This window comes from Myxococcus faecalis (genome assembly GCF_050039385.1).
Taxonomy (GTDB): Bacteria; Myxococcota; Myxococcia; order Myxococcales; family Myxococcaceae; genus Myxococcus; species Myxococcus fulvus.
The window spans coordinates 4013655-4036899 of sequence record NZ_CP144336.1; the positions used below are offsets into that span (position 1 = coordinate 4013655).

The 23245-nt window shown below is 71.0% G+C and carries 21 protein-coding genes; 8 read left to right on the forward strand and 13 right to left on the reverse strand.

Annotated elements, in window-relative coordinates; genetic code table 11:
* Positions 1-41: 41 nt before the first annotated feature.
* The 4 genes from VZQ01_RS15875 to VZQ01_RS15890 all read right to left on the reverse strand — a co-directional run bounded on the left by VZQ01_RS15875 (position 42) and on the right by VZQ01_RS15890 (position 5826).
* A complete protein-coding gene (locus tag VZQ01_RS15875) occupies positions 42-3158 on the reverse strand; it encodes an efflux RND transporter permease subunit (RefSeq protein WP_426748262.1) in 3117 nt (1038 codons plus the stop codon).
* A gap of 12 nt (positions 3159-3170) precedes the next feature.
* Positions 3171-4274 (reverse strand): efflux RND transporter periplasmic adaptor subunit, encoded by a 1104-nt coding sequence (locus VZQ01_RS15880; protein WP_426748263.1) that lies wholly within the window; start codon positions 4272-4274, stop codon positions 3171-3173.
* Positions 4271-4993: a TetR/AcrR family transcriptional regulator gene (locus VZQ01_RS15885; RefSeq protein WP_426748264.1), complete on the reverse strand. Its 723-nt coding sequence runs from the start codon at positions 4991-4993 to the stop codon at positions 4271-4273. The genes VZQ01_RS15880 and VZQ01_RS15885 overlap by 4 nt, the downstream gene beginning before the upstream one ends.
* Before the next feature lie 134 nt (positions 4994-5127).
* Positions 5128-5826: a DUF2293 domain-containing protein gene (locus VZQ01_RS15890; protein ID WP_267698242.1), complete on the reverse strand. Its 699-nt coding sequence runs from the start codon at positions 5824-5826 to the stop codon at positions 5128-5130.
* 115 nt (positions 5827-5941) lie between these two features.
* On the opposite strand from VZQ01_RS15890, the gene rnz reads away from it, so the two are divergent.
* Positions 5942-6865, forward strand: a complete 924-nt coding sequence (gene rnz / locus VZQ01_RS15895) for a ribonuclease Z (RefSeq protein ID WP_223782374.1) — start codon at positions 5942-5944, stop codon at positions 6863-6865.
* 33 nt (positions 6866-6898) lie between these two features.
* On the opposite strand, the gene VZQ01_RS15900 is transcribed toward rnz, so the two are convergent.
* Together VZQ01_RS15900 and VZQ01_RS15905 are read right to left on the reverse strand one after the other, a co-directional pair.
* A complete protein-coding gene (locus VZQ01_RS15900) occupies positions 6899-7426 on the reverse strand; it encodes a hypothetical protein (protein ID WP_267698244.1) in 528 nt (175 codons plus the stop codon).
* A gap of 108 nt (positions 7427-7534) precedes the next feature.
* A complete protein-coding gene (locus VZQ01_RS15905) occupies positions 7535-8455 on the reverse strand; it encodes an alpha/beta fold hydrolase (RefSeq protein ID WP_426748265.1) in 921 nt (306 codons plus the stop codon).
* Between the two features lie 214 nt (positions 8456-8669).
* Here VZQ01_RS15905 and VZQ01_RS15910 point away from each other — a divergent pair, with 214 nt between their 5' ends.
* Together VZQ01_RS15910 and VZQ01_RS15915 are read left to right on the forward strand one after the other, a co-directional pair.
* Positions 8670-8897 carry a hypothetical protein gene (locus tag VZQ01_RS15910; RefSeq protein WP_426748266.1) on the forward strand — a complete coding sequence of 76 codons (228 nt, stop codon included), beginning with the start codon at positions 8670-8672 and terminating at the stop codon, positions 8895-8897.
* A gap of 207 nt (positions 8898-9104) precedes the next feature.
* Positions 9105-10787, forward strand: coding sequence for an amidohydrolase (locus VZQ01_RS15915; RefSeq protein ID WP_426748267.1), 1683 nt, complete (start codon positions 9105-9107; stop codon positions 10785-10787).
* A 7-nt stretch (positions 10788-10794) separates the two neighbouring features.
* Here the strand turns inward: VZQ01_RS15915 and VZQ01_RS15920 are convergent, their stop codons facing one another.
* Entirely contained in the window at positions 10795-12810 is a 2016-nt protein-coding gene (locus VZQ01_RS15920; RefSeq protein ID WP_267698247.1) for a hypothetical protein, read from the reverse strand.
* Between the two features lie 108 nt (positions 12811-12918).
* Between VZQ01_RS15920 and VZQ01_RS15925 the strand changes: the two genes are divergently transcribed.
* Positions 12919-14163: a DUF6068 family protein gene (locus VZQ01_RS15925; protein ID WP_223749207.1), complete on the forward strand. Its 1245-nt coding sequence runs from the start codon at positions 12919-12921 to the stop codon at positions 14161-14163.
* Positions 14151-14477: a DUF4286 family protein gene (locus VZQ01_RS15930; protein ID WP_426748268.1), complete on the forward strand. Its 327-nt coding sequence runs from the start codon at positions 14151-14153 to the stop codon at positions 14475-14477. Before VZQ01_RS15925 ends, VZQ01_RS15930 begins: the two co-directional genes overlap by 13 nt.
* Before the next feature lie 49 nt (positions 14478-14526).
* On the opposite strand, the gene VZQ01_RS15935 is transcribed toward VZQ01_RS15930, so the two are convergent.
* The 4 genes from VZQ01_RS15935 to VZQ01_RS15950 form a co-directional block, all read right to left on the reverse strand.
* The gene (locus VZQ01_RS15935) at positions 14527-15555 is read right to left on the reverse strand and encodes a pyridoxamine 5'-phosphate oxidase family protein (RefSeq protein WP_426748269.1); all 1029 of its coding nucleotides are present in this window, start codon (positions 15553-15555) and stop codon (positions 14527-14529) included.
* Positions 15556-15710: 155 nt separating this feature from the next.
* Positions 15711-16256: a GNAT family N-acetyltransferase gene (locus tag VZQ01_RS15940; RefSeq protein WP_426748270.1), complete on the reverse strand. Its 546-nt coding sequence runs from the start codon at positions 16254-16256 to the stop codon at positions 15711-15713.
* 499 nt (positions 16257-16755) lie between these two features.
* Positions 16756-17193, reverse strand: a complete 438-nt coding sequence (locus VZQ01_RS15945) for an organic hydroperoxide resistance protein (protein WP_426748271.1) — start codon at positions 17191-17193, stop codon at positions 16756-16758.
* Between the two features lie 189 nt (positions 17194-17382).
* On the reverse strand, positions 17383-18993 hold the full coding sequence (locus VZQ01_RS15950; RefSeq protein ID WP_426748272.1) for a S8 family serine peptidase: 1611 nt from the start codon (positions 18991-18993) through the stop codon (positions 17383-17385).
* A gap of 217 nt (positions 18994-19210) precedes the next feature.
* Here VZQ01_RS15950 and VZQ01_RS15955 point away from each other — a divergent pair, with 217 nt between their 5' ends.
* Positions 19211-19996, forward strand: coding sequence for a HipA family kinase (locus VZQ01_RS15955; protein ID WP_223782367.1), 786 nt, complete (start codon positions 19211-19213; stop codon positions 19994-19996).
* Complete coding sequence (locus VZQ01_RS15960) at positions 19974-20372, forward strand: DUF3037 domain-containing protein (RefSeq protein ID WP_223749199.1); 399 nt, start codon at positions 19974-19976, stop codon at positions 20370-20372. Before VZQ01_RS15955 ends, VZQ01_RS15960 begins: the two co-directional genes overlap by 23 nt.
* Before the next feature lie 30 nt (positions 20373-20402).
* Here the strand turns inward: VZQ01_RS15960 and VZQ01_RS15965 are convergent, their stop codons facing one another.
* On the reverse strand, positions 20403-20966 hold the full coding sequence (locus VZQ01_RS15965) for a hypothetical protein (RefSeq protein ID WP_141329407.1): 564 nt from the start codon (positions 20964-20966) through the stop codon (positions 20403-20405).
* 246 nt (positions 20967-21212) lie between these two features.
* Between VZQ01_RS15965 and VZQ01_RS15970 the strand changes: the two genes are divergently transcribed.
* Entirely contained in the window at positions 21213-22205 is a 993-nt protein-coding gene (locus VZQ01_RS15970) for an endonuclease/exonuclease/phosphatase family protein (RefSeq protein WP_426748273.1), read from the forward strand.
* A 22-nt stretch (positions 22206-22227) separates the two neighbouring features.
* Here VZQ01_RS15970 and VZQ01_RS15975 read toward each other — a convergent pair whose 3' ends face one another.
* Positions 22228-23187 carry a J domain-containing protein gene (locus tag VZQ01_RS15975; RefSeq protein WP_426748969.1) on the reverse strand — a complete coding sequence of 320 codons (960 nt, stop codon included), beginning with the start codon at positions 23185-23187 and terminating at the stop codon, positions 22228-22230.
* Between the last annotated feature and the right edge of the window lie 58 nt (positions 23188-23245).

Here is a 23245-nt window from a genome sequence, read left to right on the forward strand (position 1 = left end):
CGAGCCAACCGCCTCGGGCCCCGTGTTTCATGCAGACGGTGTCATGCGGCCTGACTGGGCCCGGACTCCACCGGCTTCACGGCGGGCCCGGCCGCGGGCGTCTTCTTGCGACCGAAGCGCCCCACCCGCTCCATCGCCGCGAACACCACCGGCACCACCAGCAGCGTCAGGAACGTGGACGTGATGACGCCGCCAATCACCGAGATGGCCATGGGCGCCCGGAACTCCGAGCCCGTCCCCGTGCCCACCGCCGTCGGCACCATGGCAATCGCCATCGCCGCGCTCGTCATCAGGATCGGACGCAGCCGACGAGGCCCCGCCTTCATCAGCGCCTCGTCCACCGAGTCACCCTCGCGCAGGTGCTGCAACGCTCCGTCGATGAGCAGGATGGCGTTCTTCGTCACCAATCCCATCAACAGGATGATGCCAATCATCGCGCCCATCGACAGGTGATAGCCCGTCAGCACCAATCCCAACAACGCGCCCACCAGCGCCAGCGGCAAGGACGCCATGATGGTGAACGGGTGCTTGAAGGACTCGAACTGGCTCGCCAGCACCATGTAGATGAACACGAACGCCAGCATGAAGGCCGTGCCGAACGCCTCGTTCTGCTCATCCATGCTCTTCATCTGGCCGTCGTAGACAATCGTGTACCCCGGCGGCAGCGGCGCCAGCGCCACCTGCTCCTTCAGCTTCGCCGCGATGTTGCCCAGCGCCGCGCCCTTGCCCAGCTGTGAGAACACGGCAATCTGCCGCTCGCGGTTCTCGTGCTCGATGACGCTCGGCCCGTCCCGCAGCTCCACGCTCGCCACGTCCGTCACCGGCCTCAGACCCCGGGGCGTGAACACCTCCAGCTGCCGCACCCGCTCCGGCGTGCTCCGGTCCTTCTCCGCCAGCCGCACCCGGATGTCCGTCTCCGTCGTGCCCTCGCGCAGCTTCGCCACCACGTCGCCGCCAATCGCCAGCCGCAGCTGCGTCGCCAGCCCCGCAGCGTTGATGTCCGCGTCGCTCGCCCGCGCCCGGTCGATGTGCACCTGGAGCTCCGGCTTGGGCGGATTCGCCTCCACCCGCACGTCCGCCGTCCCCTCCAGCTTGCGCAGGATGTCGGCGATTCGCTCCGCCTCCACCTGCACCCGCGCCAGGTCCGGCCCCGTCACCCGCACCATGATGGGATAGAAGTCCCCCCCCATGCCCTCGAGGATGGGCGGGTCGCTCAGGTTCACCCGCGTGGCCACCAGCCCCGTGAGCAGCTCGCGCGCCTCCTCCTTCAACTGCGGGATGCCCTTGGTGCGCTCGCCCTTGCCCACCGTCAGCACGCGCAGCCGCGCCTTGTTCACGTCGCCGTTGGTGCCCACCACCGAGTAGACCGCCGTCACCTCCGGCAGCTTGCGCAGCAACTCCTCCGCCTCCCCCGTGCGCGACTCCGTCTCCGCGATGCTCGCCGAGTCCGGCAGCTGCAAATCCACCATGAACTGCGAGCGGTCCTCCGCCGACAGGAACTCCAACCCCAGCCGGCTCGACGCGCCGAACGACACCACCAGCACCACCACGGTGATGCCCGTCGTCAGCCACTTGTGCGCGAGCACCCAGCGCAGGATGCGCTCGTACACGCGCTCCGTGCCGTCCAGGAAGGCGCGCAGCCACGCCGCCACCGCGTTGTCCTTGTGCACCTCGCCCGGCCTGCGCTGCTTGGCGAGCCGCGCCGACAGCATCGGGTCCAGCGTGAAGGAGATGAACAGCGAGATGAGCACGGCGACCGAAATCGTGATGCCGAACTGCTTGAAGAACTGACCGACGATGCCCGGCATGAACGCCACCGGCACGAACACCGCCACCAGCGACAGCGTCGTCGCCAGCACCGCGAGGCCGACGTCGCGCGTGCCGTTGGCCGCCGCGCTCATCGGGTCCTCGCCCTTCTCCAGCCGGTGCGTGATCGCCTCGCGCACCACCACCGCGTCGTCGATGAGCAGACCGATGGCCAGCGACAACCCCAGGAGCGTCATCTGGTTGAGCGTGTAGTCCAGCAGGTACATCGCGAAGAACGTCCCGAGCACCGACGTGGGCAACGCCAGCGCGGAGATGAACGTGCCGCGACCATCCAGCAGGAACAGCAGGATGATGAGCACCGCCATCGCGCCGCCGAAGATGAGCGCCACCCACACCTCGTGCGCGTTCTCCTTGATGAGGTCCGACTGGTCGATGAGCAGCCGCGCCGTGAAGCCCTGCCCCACCTCCGGCCCCATGTCCTTGAGCACGCGCTTGACGTTGTCGCTCACCGCCATGGTGTTGGAGCCCGGCTGCTTCACCACGTCCAGGATGACGGCGTCCTGCCCGTTGAGCCGCGCCACCGTGCGCCGCTCCGCCACCCCGTCCGTCACCGTCGCAATCTCCTCCAGCCGCACCTGCGCGCCCGTGCGGCTGCGCGCCACCGGCAACCGGCGGATCTCTTCCACGTCCTTGAACTGCCCCAGCGAGCGCACCGTCAGCTCGCTCGAGCCCAGCTGCAGCCGGCCCGCCGGCAGGTCCAGGTTCTCCGCGCCCACCCGCTGGGCAATCTCCAGCGGGGACACGCCCGCCGCGCGCGCCTTGTCCAGGTCCAGGTCGATTTGAATCTCGCGCGTGTCGCCGCCGGTGATGCGCACCTCCGCCACGCCCTCCAGCTGCGCGAGCGCCGGCTTGATGCGGTCATCGATGAGCCGGCGCAGGTCCTGCGAGCGCAGGTCCGCGGACACCGCGTACGTGAGGATGGGCGTGGCCGACAGGTCCACCCGGCCCACCACCGGCGCGTCCGCCGTCTGCGGCAGCTTGTTGGCGATGCCCGCCACCTTGTCGCGCACCTCCTGCACCGCGCGGTCGATGTTGGTGGACAGCTTGAACTGCACCACCACCGTGCTCAGGTTCTCGCGGCTCCAGGAGTGGATCTTGTCCACGCCGCTGATGCCCGCGACGGCATCCTCGATGGGCTTGACGACCTGGGTCTCGATTTCGCCCGGGCCCGCGCCCTTGTAGACGGTGCTGACGACCACGACGGGGAAGGCCACGTCCGGATACAGGTCCGTGCCCAGCCGCCCCAGGCCCATCAGGCCGAGGACGACGAGGCACAGCGACAGCATCGTGGTGAAGACGGGCCGACGGATGGAGACGTCGCTCAGGAGCATGGCGGCGTCCCTCTACTTCACGGTGACGCGCGAGCCCTGCGACAGGCTCGGCGTGGGGTGGTCGATGACCGACTCGAACTCGGAGCGCGCCAGCACCACCACCTCGCGCTCGCGCCGCTCCAGCACCTGCACGTCCACCCGCTTCACCTCGCCGCCCGAGCCGACGATGAGCACGTGGTCCCCGTTCGCCGACGACAGCGCCGAGCCCGGCACCACCCGCGCGTCCTGGTCATCCCCCAGCTGGAGCACCGCGCGCGCCAGCGTGTGCGCCACGAAGCGGCCGTCGGCGTTGGGCACCGCCAGCTCCACCGGCACCCGCCGGGTGGCCGGGTCCGCGGAGGGCAGGATGGTGCGCACCACCGCGTCCTCGGTGAAGGCGCCCCCGGCGATGGACTCCACCCGCACCTTCTGGCCGGGCTTGAGCCGGGCGCGCAGCGACTCCGCCACCGTCGTCTTGAGCAGCAGCGTGTCCAGCCGCTCCAGGTTGAACAGCGGCGTGCCCGGCCCCACCGTGGCGCCCGTCTGCTCCGGCGCGTCGATGAGCGTCCCCTCGAAGGGCGCCTTCAGGTCGTGCCGACGCCGGGCCGCCCGCGCCTGCGACAGCTGCGCCTTGGCCGCGAGCAGCTGCGCCTGGGCCTGCGCCGCCTGCGCCGCGGTGGAGCGGTTCTGCAGGTCGCTCACCCCGCCCTCCTTCTGCAGCGTCTGGTTGCGCGCGGCCACGTCCGCCGCCATGTCCGCCCCCGCCTGCGCCGCCGCCACCGCGGCCTCCGCCTGCGCCACCTGCGCGTCGGCGATCTCCACGTCCAATTGCCCCAGCACGTCCCCCTTCTTCACCACCGTCCCCTTGCCCACCTTCACCGCGGCCAGCCGCCCGCCCACCTCGAAGCCCACCTGGAGCATCTGCGCGGGGAACAGCGTGCCCGTCACCTCCTCGCGCGGCGCGGCCTTCACCGTGCGCGCGGACACCAGCTTCACGGAGGGCGGCGCGGCCTCCGTCTTCGCTCCGGCGGCGGGCGTGGAGGACGCATCCGCGCGGGAGCAGGCGGACACGGACAGCGTCGCGGCGACGAGCCCCGCCACGGCGAGCGCCCTGGGGGCGTTTTTGGAGAGGTTCACGGACGTTTCCTCGGGGTGTGACGGGTCTTCGCGCGGGCGGGTGCCCGTCGCGTGGAAGTCTGGGGCCGCTGCGCGCGCGCCGGAGTCCGGGCGGGAGCGGGCGTCTCGAAGCGCGGCACCGTGCCGCCTTCACACAGGCGCTGGAGCGTGTGGGCCCAGGCCGTCAGGTCCGGCTTCTCCTGCAAGTGCACCATGCGCTGCGCGAGCAGCACGAACGCGCCGACGATGAACGAGGCGAACAGCCGCGCGTCCATCTCCTGGTCCACCGCGCCCGCCTCCTGCAGCCGCCGGAAGTCGCTCGCCACGCGCTCCACCTGCGCGTCCGTCATGCGCCACAAGAGCGACTCGAAGGGCGTGCCCTGGCTGCCGTTGACGAGCACCGCGACGATGTCCCGGTGCGCCCACATCAGCTCGAGCGACTCCAGGTCGAAGTCGATTTCGGTCTGGAAGAAGCACTGGTAGCGCTCGGTGCGCTCCAGCCTGTCCCGGGGGCCCGGCAGCCCGTGCTCGCGCAGGTGGCGCTCCATCGCCTCCATCCGCCGCGCGTTCATCGCGTTGAGCCGCGTCTCGAACGACGTCAGCACCTGGGCGAACAGCGCCTCCTTCGACTCGAAGTGCAGATAGAAGGCGCCCTTGGAGAGGCCACACGCGGCGGTGATGTCCTCGATGCGCGCCCCGCGCAGCCCCTTGCGGGCGAACTCCGCGCGGGCGGCGGTCATCAGGGCTTCCCTGGCATGGGGGTCCGCGGGTCTCGGCATGACGGACCCGTTACTAACCCGCCAGTCAGTAATCACGCAATGTGAGTGAACGGCGGGTCAGAAACCCCACCGTCAGTCCACCTGCGAGGCCGGGCTCACGGCTGGGGAGTACCCGCTCCCACACGCGACAGGGCGGTGCACAGCGGACACGCGGCGGGGCCGTGGGGCACGTCGCGGCGGTGCAGGTCCAGCACGGCGCGGGAGATTTCCGCCAGCTCGCGGCGCACCTCACGCCGGGCGCCCTTCACGCGGGCGATGCTCATGTCGTCGTACTGGGTCGTCTGGTGGCGCATCCAGGCGATGACGGCGGCCTCGGCGCGGCGCTCCACGGGGATGCGCTCCGTCCGGGCCACGGTGCCGCTGCCCACGGGGGTGGCGTGCGCGGAGACGAGCACGGCCAGCTTCTTGGCGTGGGCCAGCCACGCGGGGGAGAAGGCGAGGAAGCGCAGGACGCTGTTGGCGAAGTCGACCTCGTACTGCTCCTGCTCGCGGGCGCGCCGGTCGCGGCCGGCGGCCAGCTTCCTGGCGTAGGCGGGGGTGGCGCGCTCGGCGTCCAGCGCGGCCTTGGCCTGGAGGATGTGCGGCTCGGGGGCCCACACGCCTCGGGAGAAGAGCTTGCGGCCCACCTTCTCCACCACCGTCCAGGTGGGGCCCGCGGCCTTCACGCGGCGGGTGAGCCCGGCGTCACCGGGGGGCAGCAGGACCCAGCCCTCCGGCACGGAGAGCACGCGGCCATCCGGGGCACGCACACGGCGGGGGTCCGAGGTGGGGGCGAACGTCAGGGATTCGGGCATGGCGGTGTCTGGGGGGCGGCTCACATAGCACGGGCGGGTCCAAAGCCTGCTAAATGGCGCCTCGCGCCCTGGCGGTCCGGGCGCGGGAGACACTCTTCGCGTGGGAAGTGCCGGCATGTCCCTCCTCAGGCTCACCTTCCTCGGCACCTCCGCCGCCCAGCCCACCCTGCACCGCAACCTGTCGGGCCTCGCGGTGAAGGCGGACACGGACCTGCTGCTGTTCGACTGCGGCGAGGGCAGCCAGCGGCAGATGGTGCGCTTCGGCACCGGCTTCACGGTGGACGCGGTCTTCTTCACGCACTTCCACGCCGACCACTACCTGGGAATCATCGGCTTCCTGCGCACGCTGGGGATGATGGGGCGCGAGCACGCCATCCACCTGTACGGCCCGCCGCCGGCCCGCCGCCTGCTGCACCAGGCGGTGCACCTGGGCGTGGAGGCCATGTCCTTCCCCGTCGAAATCCACGAGGTGAAGGACGGCGACGTGGTGCGGCGCAACGGGTACGCGCTGCACGCCATCGGCGTGGACCACCGCATCAACGCGCTGGCGTACGCGCTGGTGGAGGACGAGCGGCCGGGGCGCTTCAACCTGGAGAAGGCGCGCGAGCTGGGCGTGCCGTCGGGGCCCCACTTCGGCAAGCTGCAGAGGGGCGAGAGCGTCACGCTGGAGGACGGGCGCGTGGTGAAGCCCGAGGACGTGCTGGGCGCGCCGCGGCCGGGGCGCAAGCTGGTCATCTCCGGGGACACGCGGCCGTGCGCCGCGGTGGTGAAGGCGGCCCAGGACGCGGACCTGCTCATCCACGAGTCCACCTTCTCCGACGACGAGCAGGCGCGGGCGCTGGAGACGCATCACTCCACGGCGCGCGAGGCGGCGCGGGTGGCCCGCGAGGCGGGAGCACGCCGGCTGGTGCTCACCCACCTGTCCAGCCGCCACGACACGGACCCCGCGAAGCTGCTCGCGCAGGCGCGCGAGGAGTACAAGGGGCCCTGTGAGGTGGCGTACGACGGCTTCACCCTGGAGCTGCCGCTGCGCGACTGACGCGCGGCGGCTCCTCGGGGACGCCGGGCTTCGTTACTGGATCTTCTCCGCCTCGGCGCGCAGGGCGGTGGCCGACTCGGCGTCCACCTTCTGCAGGAGCTCCCACTCCATCTCCGGGTCGCGGTTGAAGGTGGTGCCGTCGGCGCGGGGAGCCGGGTCGTTGAACTCCGACTGCTGACGGCCGCCGCTCTGGGCGCCGCGGGACTCGGTGGACAGCTGCTTGTAGTACTCGATGGCGCACTGGCCGGGGCCGCGCTCGACGGCCTTCACCAGGTAGCGCACCTGGGTGGTGCCCAGCGACGAGGGGGCGCCGTGCATGAGCCACTCGGTGGACGCCTCGAAGCCGTCCTTGCCCGCGCGCATCGAGTAGCCCTTCTCCTTGAGGAGGGCCAGCGCCTGCGGCCAGACCTCGGCGGCGGGCTTGCGGTAGACGTGGGCACGCGCCTTGTCGTTGAGGAAGGCCTCGCGGCGGCGGCCGGCGCAGCCGGTGGCGGACGTCAGACAGAGGGCGGCGACGACGAGCAACGACAACGCCCCGAGGCGGGACTGGGACGGGTTCATGCGCTTGACTCCAGGGAATGTGAGACGGCCGGAACATCCCTCACCGCTGCCCCGTCGCCAAGTCCCCGGGGGGAAGGTTGCCGGGGACAACCATCTCATCGCGGCGGTCTACGCTCGGCGTGTGGGCTGGGGCGGGTGTGTGCCCACGTGTTCGAGGATCTGCGCGGAAACCAGGGCGGGCGCCTCCAGGGGAGCGAAGTGGCCCACGCCTGGGAGGAAGCGCACCTGGGGAGGCAGCTCGAACCAGGGCTCCAGGTCGTGGGTGAGCTCGCGGCCCAGGGCTCGGTCCTCCTCGGCCCAGACCAGGCGGAAGGGCGCGCGGATGCGGGGGTAGCCCTGGAGGAGGCGGCGGGCGCCGTTGGGGGTGAGGAGGTCGCGGAAGGACTGGCGGTAGTAGTCCACGGCGGCGCGGGCGGCGTCCGGGTGGGAGAGGTTCTGGGCGTAGGGGGCGAGGCGCGCGTCGCTGACCTGGGAGTTGCGGGACATGCCCCGGCGGATGAGGCCCGGGACGCGGGCGCCGTTGTTCGCGGAGAGGGCGCGCTCGGGGAGCCAGGGGAGCTGGAAGAAGAACATGTACCAGGAGCGGCGCAGCTGGGCGGGGCGCCAGATGCGGCGCAGCAGGACGGAGGGGTGGGGACAGTTGACGACGGTGAGGGTGGCGACGATGTCGGGGCGGGTGGCGGCCACGTGGTAGGCGATGCCGCCGCCCCAGTCGTGGCCCACGAGGTGGATGGGGCGGTCGGGCTGGAGGTGGCGGGCGAGCTGGTAGATGTCCTCGGCGAGCGTGTCGAGGTCGTAGCCCTTCCGGGGACGGTCCGTGCCGCCATAGCCGCGCAGGTCCGGAGCCACGGCGTGATAGCCCGCCGCGCCGAGCACGGGCAGCACGTCACGCCAGCTCTCCGACAGCTCGGGGAAGCCGTGCAGCAGGAGCATGAGCGGGCCGTCCGCGGGCCCCGCCTCCAAGGCCTGCATGCGCAGCGAGGCCAGGGGAATGGACAACGAGGCGAGCGCGGGGGTGTCGGTGTCCATGAGGGCGCAAGCTAGCAGTCCGTGGCAGAGACAGGTCTCCATCCAGAGGCCATGCGTCCATGACTCATCAACGCGCGAGGATGCATGTCAGAGTTTGCGGACAGCGCCCAAGGAACGGTCCTCCACGGGCTCCTGCTCATGGCCAGTGAGGACATCGGACATCCATCATGTCTTGGGTTCGAACACTTCCGATAAATCGAGTCCCGGGTCGACCATGAAGCGAGCCACCCGCATCCGTCAGTCCGAGGTCGCATTCCGCAGCGGCATCCGACTGGTCCTGTTCTTTCTGGCCCTTTGGCTGTGCGCGATGTTCTTCAGCGTGACGTGGGCCACGAAAATCACGGGGGTCTTGGCCCTCTGCTTCACGGCCACGACGGCCCTGGAGGCATGGAACGTGTGGCGCTTGCGTCGCCTTCCACCCGAGGAGCTGAAACGAAGGTGAAACCCGACGTGAGCGGGAGGCCGCATCGGTCGGATGACCAACCTCCTCCCGTTGACCGACCTCGGGCGAATGACGAGAACGATTAGCACCCATGCCGAACGCTCGGTCGTCGTGAGCAGACTGGCCCCCGACCACCGGGTACGCCAGAGTGTCGCGCGCCCGCCCCAGGCTCGGGGCGGCCCTCCATCCAGACAGGTGCGCGAAACGATGCTGCGACGAATCGGCGGGCTCCTCGGTGCGGTACTGCTCCTCTCCCTCCTCGGCGGCTGCACGCGGAACACCCCGCGCCCGGACGCCGCGGGCACCTCCGTCTATGTGGCGGCGCGCGTGCGCACCCTCGACCCGGGCCGCCCCGTCGTCGAGGCCCTCGCCGTGCGCGAAGGCAAGGTGCTCGCCACCGGCACCCGTGACGAGGTGCTCGCCGCCGCCGGTCCCGGCGCCCGCGTCGTCGACCTGGGCTCCGCCACCATCGTCCCCGGCCTCACCGACTCGCACGGACACCTGTCCTCGCTCGGTCAATGGGAGGCCACCGTCACCCTGCTCGGCGCCACCACCAAGCAGGAGGCCCTCGCCCGCGTCGCCAACGCGCCGAGCACCTCCTACCAGGGCGAGTGGCTCGTCGGACAAGGCTGGGACCAGAACGACTGGCCCGAGAAGACCTTCCCCACCCGCCAGGACCTCGACGCCAAACACCCGCGCACGCCCGTGTACCTCACGCGCATCGACGGCCACGCCGCCTGGGTCAACAGCGAGGCGCTGCGCCGCGCGAACATCACCCGCGCCACCCAGGACCCCAACGGCGGCCGCATCCTCCGCGACGCCAACGGCGAGCCCACCGGCATCCTCGTCGATAACGCCATCGGCCTGATTCACGCCGTCCTGCCGCCCCTCACCGAGGCCGAGCGCACCGCGCAGCTCACCGCCGCCCTCAACCGCGCCGCCCGCGTGGGCCTCACCGGCGTGCACGACGCCGGCATGGACCTGGCCACCTTCCAGTTGCTCCAGCGCCTGGACAAGGAAGGCAAGCTGCCCCTGCGCGTCTACGCCATGGCCGACGGCCAGGCCCCCGAGCGCGCCGAGTTCCTGCGCATGGGCCCCTACCAGGGCGAGCGCCTCACCCTGCGCGCGGTGAAGCTCGTGCTGGACGGAGCGCTCGGCAGCCGTGGCGCCGCCCTGCACCAGGACTACAGCGACGAGCCCGGCCACCGCGGCCTCTTGCTCCTCACCCCCGAGGAGTACGAGAAGCGCGTCACCGACTTCATGCGCGCCGGCTTCCAGGTCTGCACCCACGCCATCGGCGACCGCGCCAACACGCTGGTGCTCGACACCCTCGCGCGCGCGATGCAGGCCACGTCCACGCAAGCGGGCCGCCACCGCGTCGAGCACGCGCAAATCATGGGCCTGGACGACATCACCCGCCTGGGCCGCATCGGCCTCGTCGCCAGCGTGCAGCCCACGCACGCCACCAGCGACATGCCCTGGGCCGAGGCCCGCGTGGGCCCCGAGCGCATCCGCGGCGCCTACGCGTGGCAGCGCCTGAAGTCCTCCGGCGCCGTGCTCGCCCTCGGGAGCGACTTCCCCGTCGAGCGCCCCGACGTGCTCGCCGGCCTCTACGCCGCGCGCACCCGCCAGGACGCGCGCGGCACGCCCGAGGGCGGCTGGTACGCCGACCAGCGCCTCAGCGGACAGGAGGCCCTGGAGGGCTTCACCGCGGGCGCCGCCTACGCCTCCTTCGCCGAGGCGCGCCGAGGCCGACTGCAGCCCGGCATGGACGCGGACTTCGTCGCCCTGTCCGTGGACCCCGTGGACGCCCCCGTCTCCGAGCTGCCCGGCGCCCAGGTCCACCTCACCGTGGTGGGCGGTGATGAAGTCCACCGCGCCACCCCGTGAGCCGTGATTAGAGGTTCGACACCAGGCTGAGCGACTGGACGCGGCGGTGCAGCTCCTCCTGCGCCGCCTGTCGCTCCTTCACCAGCCGCTCCAGCTCGCGGGCGATGGCCTCCAGCCGGTCCTCCTGCTCGTTGAGCTTGGCCACGAAGCGCTCGGCCAGCTCCCGCTGCGACACGCCGCTCTTGAGCGACTCGATGTTGGAGCGGATGCGCTCCTGGTCCTTGAAGAGCTGCGCGCGCTCCTGGGTGAGCTGCTGCTCGTCGCGCGTGAGCGTGGCCACGCGCTCGCGGATGGCAATCACCTCCCGCAGCGCGTCCGACATCGCCTTGTCCACGTAGCGCTGCGACAGGAAGAAGGCCACGTCGTCCGGGCCCACCGAGGACAGGGCGTAGTGCCGATGGCCTGTGGTGCGCTCGGACACCACGAACGTCTCCTGCGCGCCCGCGGCCAGCGTCCGCTTGAAGCGCCAGAAGCCGTCCGTCGTCTCCTCGGGCGCGGGCATGTCCTTGGCCAGCTCCCAGCCGATGCGCGGGTGCTCGATGAACAGCACCTGCGGACGGGGCGCCTTGTTGCGCACCACGTACGTCGTGCGCCGCACGTTGTGGTACTCCGCCATCAGGCTGCCGTGGCTCACCACCACGCGGAAGACGGGCCCGTCCTCGGCGCCCTCCTCCACCGTGACGACGCAGCCCAGCTCCACCGCGTACGGCACGAAGCGCGTGTCCTGCGGCTTCATCGTGTCGAGCATCGCCTCGCCCACGTAGCGCTCGTCCTCCGTCACCGTCACCGGGCCGCCCTCCAGCGTCAGGCCCGTGGTGTTCTTCAGCTCGATGCACGCCATCGGGTTCTTCTCGCGCGTGGCCCGGTTGTAGAGCAGCACCCGACGCCCCTCGAACGGCTTGTGCAGGATGGGCACCAGTGCGCTCTGGTTGCGGTGCACCGTCACCGGCCGGTCCACGCCGTACTCGAACAAGTCCCCCACGTCCTTCGTCAGCGTCGTCACCTTCGAGCCCTGCTGCTCGAGCACATCGCGCAGCCGGGGCCCACCAGGACCACCGGAGGTCGCTCCGCCCTTGCTTCGCATCAGCGAGCGGGAGCGGCCCGGCGCCATCGCCGGCGCGGGCGCCAGCTCGGCCATCATCGGCATGGCATCACTCTCTTCATCCATCACGGCCGGGGCGCTCGCGTAGCTCTCCTCCGGAATCACCGGCGCGGCGGCGGCCTCCGTCCTCACCTCCACCACGGGACGCTTCATGTAGCGGGGGTTGTAGAGGTCGTGCACGAACGACACCGGCAGGCCCGCGACGAGCGCCAGCTCCACGTCCACCCAGTCCTCGTCCCCCGTGTTGTCCACCAGCGCCCAGCCCTGGAGCAGCGGCGACTCGCCCTCGTCCAGGAGGATGCGGTAGCTGGTCTTCCACACCGGCGCTTCCACCACATAGCTGACGAACACCTCGCGCTCGCCCTCGCCCGCGGTGAGGATGCTCATGCGCTTGCTGTCCTTCTTGTACGAGGACAGCACCGTGGACAGATAGAACTCCAAGTCCTTGCGCACCGCCTCGTCGAGGAACTCCAGCTCGGTGATGTCCAGCACGTCGAACGTGCGCAGCGACGCGCCCACCAGCAGCGACAGGAAGGGGCGCACCACGCTCGTCTCACCGGCGGCCACCGCGAGCGACTCCAGGCCGATGATGGCGCCCTCCACCTGACCGCCGCCCACGCGCGCCCGCACGCGCGCGCCCTTGATCTGCCCGAGCAGCGCCGTGAGGCTGCCGTCCTCTGGAATCCGGATGGTGGCCTCCGCGAGCAGCTGCTCCAGCGGCTTCGTCGAGTCGTAGCTCACCGCCGACACCGAGCCGCCCGACAGGTCCAACACCGTCAGCGACTTGAGCACGTCGTTCATGTCCCGCGCCTTGAAGTCCAGGTGCAGGGTGTCGCTGCCCGTGACGCTGCCCCGGCGCTCGAAGTACCCGACGCCATGCTTGTAGAGGACGACCCGGCGGATGGAGAGAGGTGTGGGCATGAGCGAGGAAACTCCAGGAAGTTGGGGATGACCTGTCCCCCGGTGTATCAAGCCCCGCCTGGGGTCGCGCAATGCCGCGCAAGGCCCTTCTCGTGAGGTGACGCCCGAATGCGAAAGCCCTCCGCTTCCTTCCTGTCCCGCTCCGCGCTCCTGTGCGCGACGCTGACGCTCGGCTCCGGCTGTGAGAGCACGAAGCCCCGCGCCGCGGGCCCCACTGATGGTGTGCCGGTGACGCAAGGCGGCACGTCCGGGAGCACCACGGACACGCCCACGGGCACCGCCGCGCCCGAGGCTCCTGCATCGACGAAGGGGACCTCTGCCTGGCACCGCGCCCGGGTGGGCGACCAGGTCGTCTATTCGTTCTCCGCGATTCGCACGCCGCCGCGCGACGCGCAGGGTGGCTCGGCCGCGGCGGGCCAGCTGACGCTGGAGGTCGCGGCGGTGGAGAGCTCGCGCGTGTGGCTGACGTTGACGCTCCAGAGCGACAAGGGCGGTGAGCTGACGCAGCCCCGGCTGTCGCGGCGGCTGGCGATTCCCATGCGCGTGGAGGCCTCCCGGCCGCTGGAGGTGGCGCGCGAGGGCACCGCGACGTCCGAGCAGCCCACGGCCGCGGGCCGCACCTGGGAGGCCAAGCGTTATCTGCGCGACAATCGTCCGGTGGATGGTCCACTGGAGAACCGGCTGTACGCGGTGGACGCGGGGCCGCTGTACCTGACGAACGGGCTGCTCGACGCGAGCACCACGCTGTCGGGCTTCGGCGGCGCGGGCAGCCATCAGCTCACGCTGGTGTCGATGCGCCAGGGCAAGGAGGGCGCGGGCATGGCGCCGGACCTGGAGTGGCCGCTGGGCCCTGGCACGTGGTTCGACCGGGAGATGGAGTCGGAGGGCACGAAGACGGTGCTGCGCACGTGCCAGTCGGCGGAGGCCGGTTACGTGCTGCGCACGGAGGCGCCGGTGAACCCCGCGACGGACGAGGCGCCGTGCCAGGACTTCTCGCAGGCGAGCGTGATGCCGCTGGAGGAGGTGCTGCTGTCGTTCATCTCGCTGGGGCTGGAGCCCAAGCAGTGGCCGCCCGCGGTCCCCAACTCTGCGCCGGCCGTGCGCGAGACGCTGGCGGTGGGCACCAAGCGGGTGCCGGTGCTCCAGGTGGACGCGAACGAGGGGCCGACGAACGCGAAGCAGGTGCGCACGCTGCTGTTCGCCGCGGACCCGTGGGAGAAGACGCTCGGCGGGCTGGCGCACGAGGCGCGGTTCGAGCCGCTGTCGGACTTCACCTATCGCGTCTCGTCCAAGGGCAAGCGTGAGTCCCAGGGTGGCGCGAAGCTGACGGGCTTCGGTGCGTGGCAGCCGTGACGGCGCTGTACACGGTGGTCATCGAGGTGGAGCCCGGCGCGGAGGCCGCGTGGAACCAGTGGCACGAGGGGACGCACGTCCCCGAGGTGCTGCGCGAGCCGGGGTTCCTGGGGTGCCGCAAGTGGAAGGACACGGAGCGGGCCCCGGATGGCTGGACCCGGTACGTGTGTCACTTCGAGCTGGCCAGTGAGGCGGACTTCCAGCGCTACACCACGAGCGACGCGGCGAAGCACCTGCGCGCGGAGTCGCTCGCGCGCTTCGGGACGGTGACGCGGCACTCGCGGCAGGTGTTGACCGAGGTGAAGCGGTTCTGACGGTGCACGAGGGCTCCCTGCGTCGCGAGACACGGGAGCCCTCGCGGACTCAGTACAGGTTCTTCTTGTAGTCCTGCTCCAGTGCCCAGCTGAGCATCCTCCTGGACACGAGGGCGCGCACCGTCGCGGCGGCGGCGCCCTTCTGGGGGCTGCGCCGGACATGGTCGACGAACACATCGGCCATCTTGGGGAGCTGGCTCGCGGGCACGTGACGCGCGGTGTCCCACAGCCCCGCGTCGACGATGGCCTGACTGGAGTGGAGACGCGCCGCGTGGGACTCCAGGAGCAGCGCCATCTTCGGCACCTTGCCCTCGACGGTCATCGAGGCCAGCAGCGCGGGCTCGGTGGAGAGCGAGGCGACGCCAGAGACCTCGAGGAAGCGCGTCTCACCGGGGATGAGCGCGAGCAGCGCCACGCGGGATTGTTCGAGGACGTTGTGGAACGTGTCCGTGCGACGGTTGCCGGGGCGGTCGGGCACGGCCACGCGCGTGCCGTCGAGTCGGAGGAAGCCCGTGGGGTCGCCCTTGGGGCTCACGTCCGCGAGGCCCTGCGCATCCCACGAGGCCAGCGCGACGAAGGGCGTGCGTGACAGCCAGTCGTGCACCTCGGGGTCACCACTCCAGGTGCCCGCGGCGCGAGTGTCCGAGGTCGCGGGCTTCGGTGACTTCCAAAGTCCCGAGCGGATGATGGCCTTCGCGCAGTGCACGAAGGCTTCTTCCACGGTGACGTGCAGGGTGTGTCCTTCGAGCGTCGCGTGCCCGTTCACCCGCAGCGTCTCGCCCAGGCCCGGGATGAAGAACAGCAGGCCACAGCCCACGGTGGGGTTGAGCGGGATGGGCGCGTCCAGCCGCAGCTCCAGGTGCGTCGCGTCCACGACGCGAGCGAACCCCAAGGGCCCACCCGCCGCCGTCGCGCGCCCCTGCCCGTCCACGTCGACATAGCCGAGCACCGCGAACGATGAACACGCCAGCAGCTTGACGCAGTGGTCGTCCAGCGAGTCCAACGACTTGAGCATCACGCCCAGCGGGCGGGAGCCCACCACCCCTTCGAGCGCCTCGACTGTCTGGACCCGTGCCATGGACCCAAGCATACAAACTTGAGATTGACTTGCAAAGTCACAAACTCCAACCAAGCCGCTTGGAGGTGGCCCGCCAGGGCGCTGCGCCGGCTCACGCGCCGCCACCCGCGACAGGAATGCGCGAGGCGGGAGTCCGTCTCCCGCCAGCGGCCGCGTCACGCGCAGAGATTGCGCGCGGCGACGCGTGGGAAGTACCCCACCGACCCGGAGGGCAAATCCAACCGGAGATAGACATACCCGCTCGGAGACATGTCGCCGGACAGCTGGCCTGAAACGTCCAGGCGCCGGAAGCCGAGCGACTCCAGGGTCGAAAGCGACGTCGAGTGACCCGCGCGGACGGAGGTCTCCAGGTGTCGCAGTCCATCCAGCCTGACGCCCTGCCGGATGAGCTCCGACATGGTCCAGTGCCCTGCACCATTCTGGCGATGCCGCGCCAGGATGGAGCAGCACACGCGGGCGTAGTGCTCCTCGCGGCGGATGTTGGTCAGCGCGGCGAGGCCGATGACACCGTTGCCCCGCTCGGCCACGGCGAACAAGCGGGTCCCCTCCGCCGCGCTCCAGCGCCCTGGCGGACGACCTCCCGCCTCGGGCCGCCACCACCCGAAGAACTCCTCGACATCGGGCTCCTCCAACAACATCCGAGCCGCCACCAGGACCGCGGTCCCCGCCACATCCATCGGAATGAGCTGACGCTCCTGCATACAGGCTTCCCCCCCCTTCACCCAGGGGAGACTTCAAGGGACATGCCAGGAGGGCCTCTCACGGCACATCCCGTGTGCCCTCCGAGGGAGGGCGTCGAGGAGCGACGCACCCGCGTGCTTCCCGCACGCACCTGACACCGCGTCCCTAAGGGGAAACCCGTGCGTCCTCCATGGCACAGCGTGTCCCCCACGACACGGTGCGCGCCTGGCGCCGCATCCCTGCACGTGGCCGCTCGTCGAACGGCCCACGCAGCCCTTCCACGAACACATCCGCGCCCGTGCCCCTGCTCACCGTGACGAGCGACTCGCGGAGCGCGCCGAATGACACGCGCGAATGCTCCGGGTCCCGCTCCGCCGGTCGATGACGAGTTCACGGCCGCCTCTTCGGCGCGGCACGAGGCGAGGGAGCGGGCCGCGAGGTGTTCGACCCCCCTCGCGATGCCCACTCCCATTCAACCTGGCCGGTGCGCATCCAGGACGCCGCCTGGCGCCCCTCCACCTACTCCGCGACGGAGAGCTTCACGTCGATGTTGCCGCGCGTGGCGCGTGAGTACGGGCACACCTCGTGCGCCGCGTGCATCAGCTTCTCCGCCTCGTCACGGGGGATGCCCGGCAGGATGCCCTTCAGTTCCACCGCCAGCCCGAAGCCCCCGTCCGGCGTCTTCCCAATCGTCACCGACGCGGTGATGCCCACCTCGGGCCCCAGCTTCTTGCCCGCCTTGCCCGCCACCAGCCGCAGCGCGCTCTCGAAGCACGAGGAATACCCCGCCGCGAACAGCTGCTCCGGGTTCGTCGCCGCCCCACCCGCGCCGCCCAGCTCCTTCGGCATCGCCAGCGGCAAATCAATGACCTGGTCCGAGGACTGGACCTTGCCCGACCGGCCTCCGTGGGCGGTGGCGTGGGCGGTGTACAGCGGCGAAATCGTGACGGGCGCCATGGCTTGTTCTCCTGGAAGTTCAGAGTCGCTTCTTTTCGACCCCCTTTATCTAGGGCGCAATTCAATCGCGCGCAATCAATTCGGGCCGAAAAGAGGCCCCTGCCACCGCGAAACCCGCGGAAAACAGGGGCCGGATATCCACCCACCCGACCGCTCAGGGCCCGGAGGACGTCCGGGCCCGTGGGCGCTTCAGCGGCCCGCGACGGTCGCGGGGGGCGTGGTGACGAACTCCTCGGCGGCCTTCACGGCGGCGGCGATATCCAGCTTGCCGCCCGTGCTGACCTTGCCCTTGAGGTCCGGGTCGAGCTCCACCGTCTGCACCAGCAGGTCGCGCACCTGGGCGGCCGTCAGGTCCGGGTTCGCGGCGAACATCAGGGCCGCGGCGCCCGCCACCGTGGGGGTGGCCATGGACGTGCCGCTCATCTTCTCCCAGTCGCCGCCGGGCACGGTGCTCAGGACGTTCTCGCCCACCGCGGCCAGCTCCACCACCTTGTCGCCGTGCGAGGAGAAGCGCGCCAGCTTGTCGTTGCGCTGGTCCATGGCCGCCACGGTGATGACGTTGGGCAGGTCGATGTTGGCCGGGAAGTCCTGCACGTTGTTCATGTTGCTGCCGTTGCCGTTGGCCGTGGCCGCGACCAGCAGGATGTCCGCGTCCGCCAGCTTCTGCACGGCGGCCTTCCAGCGCGCCTGCGAGGCCGCGTCGCGGTACTCGTCACCGAAGCTCGCGTTGAGCGCGCGCACGTTGACGCCGTGGTTCTCCTTCATGTTGACGATGTAGTCCACGCCGCGCTCGAAGTTGGTGAGCAGGTCCGCGCCGTCGTACAGGCCGCCGATGCTCATCACCTTCGCCTTGCCGGCGGCGATGCCCGTGTTGCCCTCGCCGTTGTCCTCGGCCGCGATGATGCCCGCCACGTGCGTGCCGTGGTCCGTGCCCTGGCCCTTCATCACGTCGCCGCTGTTGAAGCCGACGTTGTAGCCGTGGATGTCGTCCTTCACGCCGTTGCCGTCGTTGTCGATTCCGTCGCCGGCAATCTCGTTCGGGTTCGTCCACATCGCGCTGTCGAGGTCGCTGTGCTTGAAGTCCACGCCGCCGTCGAACACCGCGATGACCGGGTCACCCGTGGGGCGCGGGGGCTTGGGGTCCACCGGGTCCGTGGACGGCGCCTTGCCCGTGGCCTCCAGGCCCCAGCTCTTCAGCGTGCCCGTGTCCGCGCGCGCCTTGTCCTCGACGGACAGCGTCCAGGTGCCCTTGGCCGACTCGCCCTTGAACGTGGTGCTCAGGTCGAACGAGCCCTTCACGTCGTCCGCGCTGCCACCCTGGCGGTTGGACACCGTCGCCGTCTTGCCGGACGGGCTGGTCACCTTCACCACCAGGTCGCCCCGGTACGAGTGCGCCAGGTCCAGGTTCAGCTTCAGCGAGTCGAGCGAGACGTCCTTGTCGAAGCTCACCGTGGACGTCACCGTCGCCAGGTCCTTCACCGCCGCGTTGGGCGTGGCGGACGCCGTCAGCGTCACCGGCGTGGAGGTGTCACGGCCGGCCAGCGTGGCCTTGCTCGGGCCGAAGGCGAACGCCGTGGCCGGCAGCACCGGGGCGTTCGGGTCCGGGCGGTGACCGGTGGGACGGTCCACGAAGTTCGAGGGCCGCGCCGACTTGGCCGACTCGAAGCCGTCCGTGCCGTTCTTGCCGGGCCGGGCCACCACGCGCTCCGCGGCGGGCGTCGCGGGCGCCTCCGGACGAGCAGCCTCCCCGGTACGGGTGGTGGGCGACGGGAGCGACAGGGGCTTGCGGGTGACGGTCATGTTGGCGGCTCCGGGGGGAAGCGGAATCAACGACTGTCCCTGATTGTCGCAGCTCGTCAGGATCAGTTTCCTGGAGGGCTGCTTTTTCCACCTGAAGTGAACCCCCTTGGCGGGTGGGCAGGCGCGTCAGGCGTGGTAGAGCGCGGCCGGGCCCCTCCTTCCGGGGGTTTGGCCCCAGGCCCTGGCCCGGACGCGGCGTGGGGCGAGGACGGGAAGGATGCCGAGGACCATCGTCGCCACGCGCTACGTGACGCCCCTGCGAGAGGGGGGCTCGCTGCCCGCCATCGTCGAGGCGGACGACGCGGGGCTGTATGTCGTGAAGTTCCGGGGGGCGGGCCAGGGGGCCAAGGCGCTCATCGCGGAGTACATCGCCGCGGAGCTGGCCCGGGCCGCGGGGCTGCGCGTGCCGGAGCTGGTGCTGGTGGAGCTGGACCCCGCGCTGGGCCGCAACGAGCCGGACAGCGAGATTCGCGAGCTGCTCAAGGCGAGCGCGGGGCTGAACCTGGCGCTGGACTACCTGCCCGGCTCGGTGACGTTCGACCCGGTGGCGGGGCCGGCGCCGAAGGTGGACGTGGCGTCGTCGCTGGTGGCGTTCGACGCGTTCATCACCAACGTGGACCGCACGCCGAAGAACCCCAACCTCCTGTGCTGGCACCGGGAGCTGTGGCTCATCGACCATGGCGCGTCGCTCTACTTCCACCACGCGTGGGAGGACTGGGAGGAGCGCAGCCAGAGCCGCTTCGCGCCCATCAAGGACCACGTGCTGCTGCCGTGGGCCAGCCAGCTCCCCCAGGCCCAGGCGCTGCTGTCCACGCACTTCACGCGGGAGCTGATGGAGACCACCGTGGCGGGGATTCCGGAGGGCTGGCTGAAGGCGGCCGAGTCCCCCTTCCCCACCGTGGAGGCGCACCGCGCCGCCTACGTGAGCTGGCTGTGCAAGCGCGTCCAGGCCCTGCCGGCCTTCATCGAGGAGGCGGCCCGTGCCCGCGCACAGCTCGTTTGACTACGCCATCATCCGCGTCGTCCCGCGCGTGGAGCGCGAGGAGTTCATCAACGTGGGCGTCGTCCTCTTCTGCACCACGCAGCGCTTCCTGGGCGCGCGCGTGGAGGTGGACGAGGCGCGCTTGAAGGCGCTCGCGCCCGACATCGACCTGGAGACGGTGCGCTGCCACCTGGACAGCTTCCAGCGCGTCTGCGTGGGCGGCAAGGGCGCGGGCCCCATCGGCCAGCTGCCGCAGAAGGAGCGCTGGCACTGGCTCGTGGCGCCGCGCAGCACCATGCTCCAGACGGGGCCGGTGCACTCGGGGCTGAGCCTGGAGCCCCAGGCCGCGCTGGAGCACCTGCTCGACACCGTGGTGCGCCTCAAGCGCGCGCCGTGAGGCCGGGCCCGGGGCCCTCGCGCCCCGGGCTCACTTCACCCGGCGACCGGCGAGGCGGACCTTGTACGTGCACTCCTCGAGCTCCCTCGCGTCGATGCCCAGGCCCTCGAACGAGGTGCGTCGCACGTCGATGAAGCCCTCGATGTCGTCGTCCTCCAGCGAGTCGTTGGCGATGTAGAAGCGCAGCACGTAGACGATGTTCGACTCGCCGGCCACTGTCGACGGGATGGAGCGGATGTCCACGTATTGGAACGGCCCCTCATCAGAGCGCGTGCCCTGGAGGATGTCCGGGGCGTCGTCCTCGTCGAGCGTCGCCACGTCGCCCCGGTGCAGCGTGAAGGAGACGTCGGGCACCTCGATGCTCGTGGCGCCGTACTCCTCGGCGCGCACCGTCCAGCGCTGCTGGAGCGCCAGGCCGGAGACGCCGCCGATGCCCGGCACCGCCACCGGCTCCTTCGCCGTCTTGTCGGTGCACGAGTAGGGCACGGCGGCCGCCTGGGCCGCGTCCAGCTCCACGTCATACGTCTCCTGCTCGAAGCCGCCACAGCCCGCCACCAGCAGCACCAGCGGCGCCGCCCATCCCATCGCGTTCATCGACCCTCCAGTTCCACGGGAGACCACCCTCGCCGGCCCTGGGCGTCCGCCACCCCACCGGGCAGGCGGGCGCCTTCCTCCCGACCAGGAAAGCATGGCCCCCAGGGCGAGGGAACCCACGGGCCGGCGCGAGCTTCCCGACCGGGGACGACCGTCTGTCAACTGTCCGGCAGGTGAGGAATCGGGGGCGCGCGGGCGGGCGGATGAGTAGCTTTGCGGCGTGCCCGGGACGGGCACGGACCTCGTATGCCCGACTCTTCGCTTCGAATCGTCACGTACAACGTCCGCTACTTCGGCCACATGCTCCGGGGCCTGGCGAGCACCGTGGGCCCCAAGCGCCGGGTGGCCTTCGCGCTGGCCGGACTGGACCCGCTGCCGGACGTGGTGTGCCTGCAGGAGGTGGAGACCACCTCGCTGCGCAGCACCATCGCCCACCGCCCCAAGCTGCCCGGCGAGACGCAGCTGATGGCCTTCATGGGGCGCATGGAGGAGACGTTCGCCGCGCAGGGGCGCGACATGCCCTACGAGGCGTTCTACTTCCGCGCGCACCACTACAAGCTGGGCGAGGTGTCGCTCTACACCACGGGGCTGGCGGTGCTCGTCAACAAGCGCACCCTCCAGGTGGACAAGCACAACGTGGACGCGCCCATGTCCATCACCCACCACCACGTGCAGCGGCTCAAGGACCGCAAGCAGAGCCGCATCTGCGCGCACATGCGCCTGCTGCGCCGCGAGGACGGGCGCCCCTTCCACGTCTTCAACACCCACCTGAGCCTGCCCACGCCCTTCGCGCGCGAGTTCTGGTCCACCAAGGACAAGATGGGCTGCGGCGTGAACCAGCTCCACGAGGCGCGCAAGCTGGCGGAGTTCGTGGGCAGCCTCCGCGCCGACGAGCCGTTCATCGTCTGCGGGGACTTCAACTCGCCGCCGTCGTCCCCGGTGTTCCGCTACCTCACCGGGGAGGTCTCCTTCACGTGCGCCCAGGCCGCCGTGGGACAGATTGACCCGAGCGTGTCGCGGGGCTTCCCCACCGCGGGCTTCATGCACATGCGCATGCACCTGGACCACATGTTCTCCGGCGGGGGCGTGCGCTGGCTCGACACCGAGGAGACGCACCCGTTCGGGGACTTGAAGAGCCGCTTCCACGGGCTGTCGGACCACATGCCCATCGTCGCGCGCTTCGCGCTGGAGGCGCTCCCCGTCACGATGCCCGTGCCCGGGGTGCCGAGCGTGGGCTGACGGGGCTGGCCGCGGCGCGCCGCTACGACCCGAGCTCCTGCTCCACGGTCTCCCACGCCTCCAGGAGTTCGCGCGTGCGGCGCTCCGCCAGCTCGCGGAACTCCGGCGCCAGGTGCGCCACCTTGTCCGGGTGGTAGCCGGCGATGAGCGCGCGGAACGCCTTGCGCGCCTCGTCCCGCGACACGCCCCGCTCGAGCCCCAGCACCTCCCATGCGTCCTTGCGCGCGGGGGCCTCGCTGCGTACCCGGGTGCCCCGGGGCGGCGTGGCCTCCGGGTCGCGAGGACTCCGGGCCCCGCGTGCGCGATGCTCGCCTCCGACCTGCTCGTCGTCACCGCCCCAGGCGCCTCGCGAGCGACGACCCGGATGCTCGCCTCCGACCTGCTCGTCGTCACCGCTCCAGGCGCCTCGGGAGCGACGCCCCGGACTCTCGCCGCCCTCCCGCTCCTCGTCCCGCGCACGGCGCCCCCCCGCCTCCTCGGGCTCCCGGGCCGCGCCGGTGCTGGCGGGACGACGCGGTGCGCGAGGCGCGGGCTCCGGGCGCTTCTTCCCCGGTCGGCGCGCGGGGTCCGGCGCGGGGATGCGCGGATCCAGCCGGCTCAGCGCGTCCTCCAGGAACCACAGGTCCTCGGCGGGCAGGCCGTGCTTGCGCACCACCTGGCGCGGCTGGCCATCCACCAGCAGCAGGTAGCCCGTGGTGACGGCGTACGCGTCATCCTTGCTGTCGGGGTGCAGCCTGTCGCCCAGGTCTCCCAGCGGGTCCCTCCACATGCCGTCCGGGGTGCCCTCGTCCGCCACCAGCACCTGCGTCAACACGCGGCCGTGGAGGAACTCCAGCGTGGCGAAGGGCTCGCGCAGCTCGGGCGAGCGCATGGCCGCCCCATGACGCACGCCCGTCACCAGCAACACCCCTCGCGTCCCGTCCACATGGGCGAAGAGCTGCTCGCGCACCCGCTTGTCCGAATAGAAGAGGACGAACTGCACGGTGGACAACGTAGTCCGTCCCGCGCCATCCAGACAGGCGTTATGTCCTGGCGCGGCA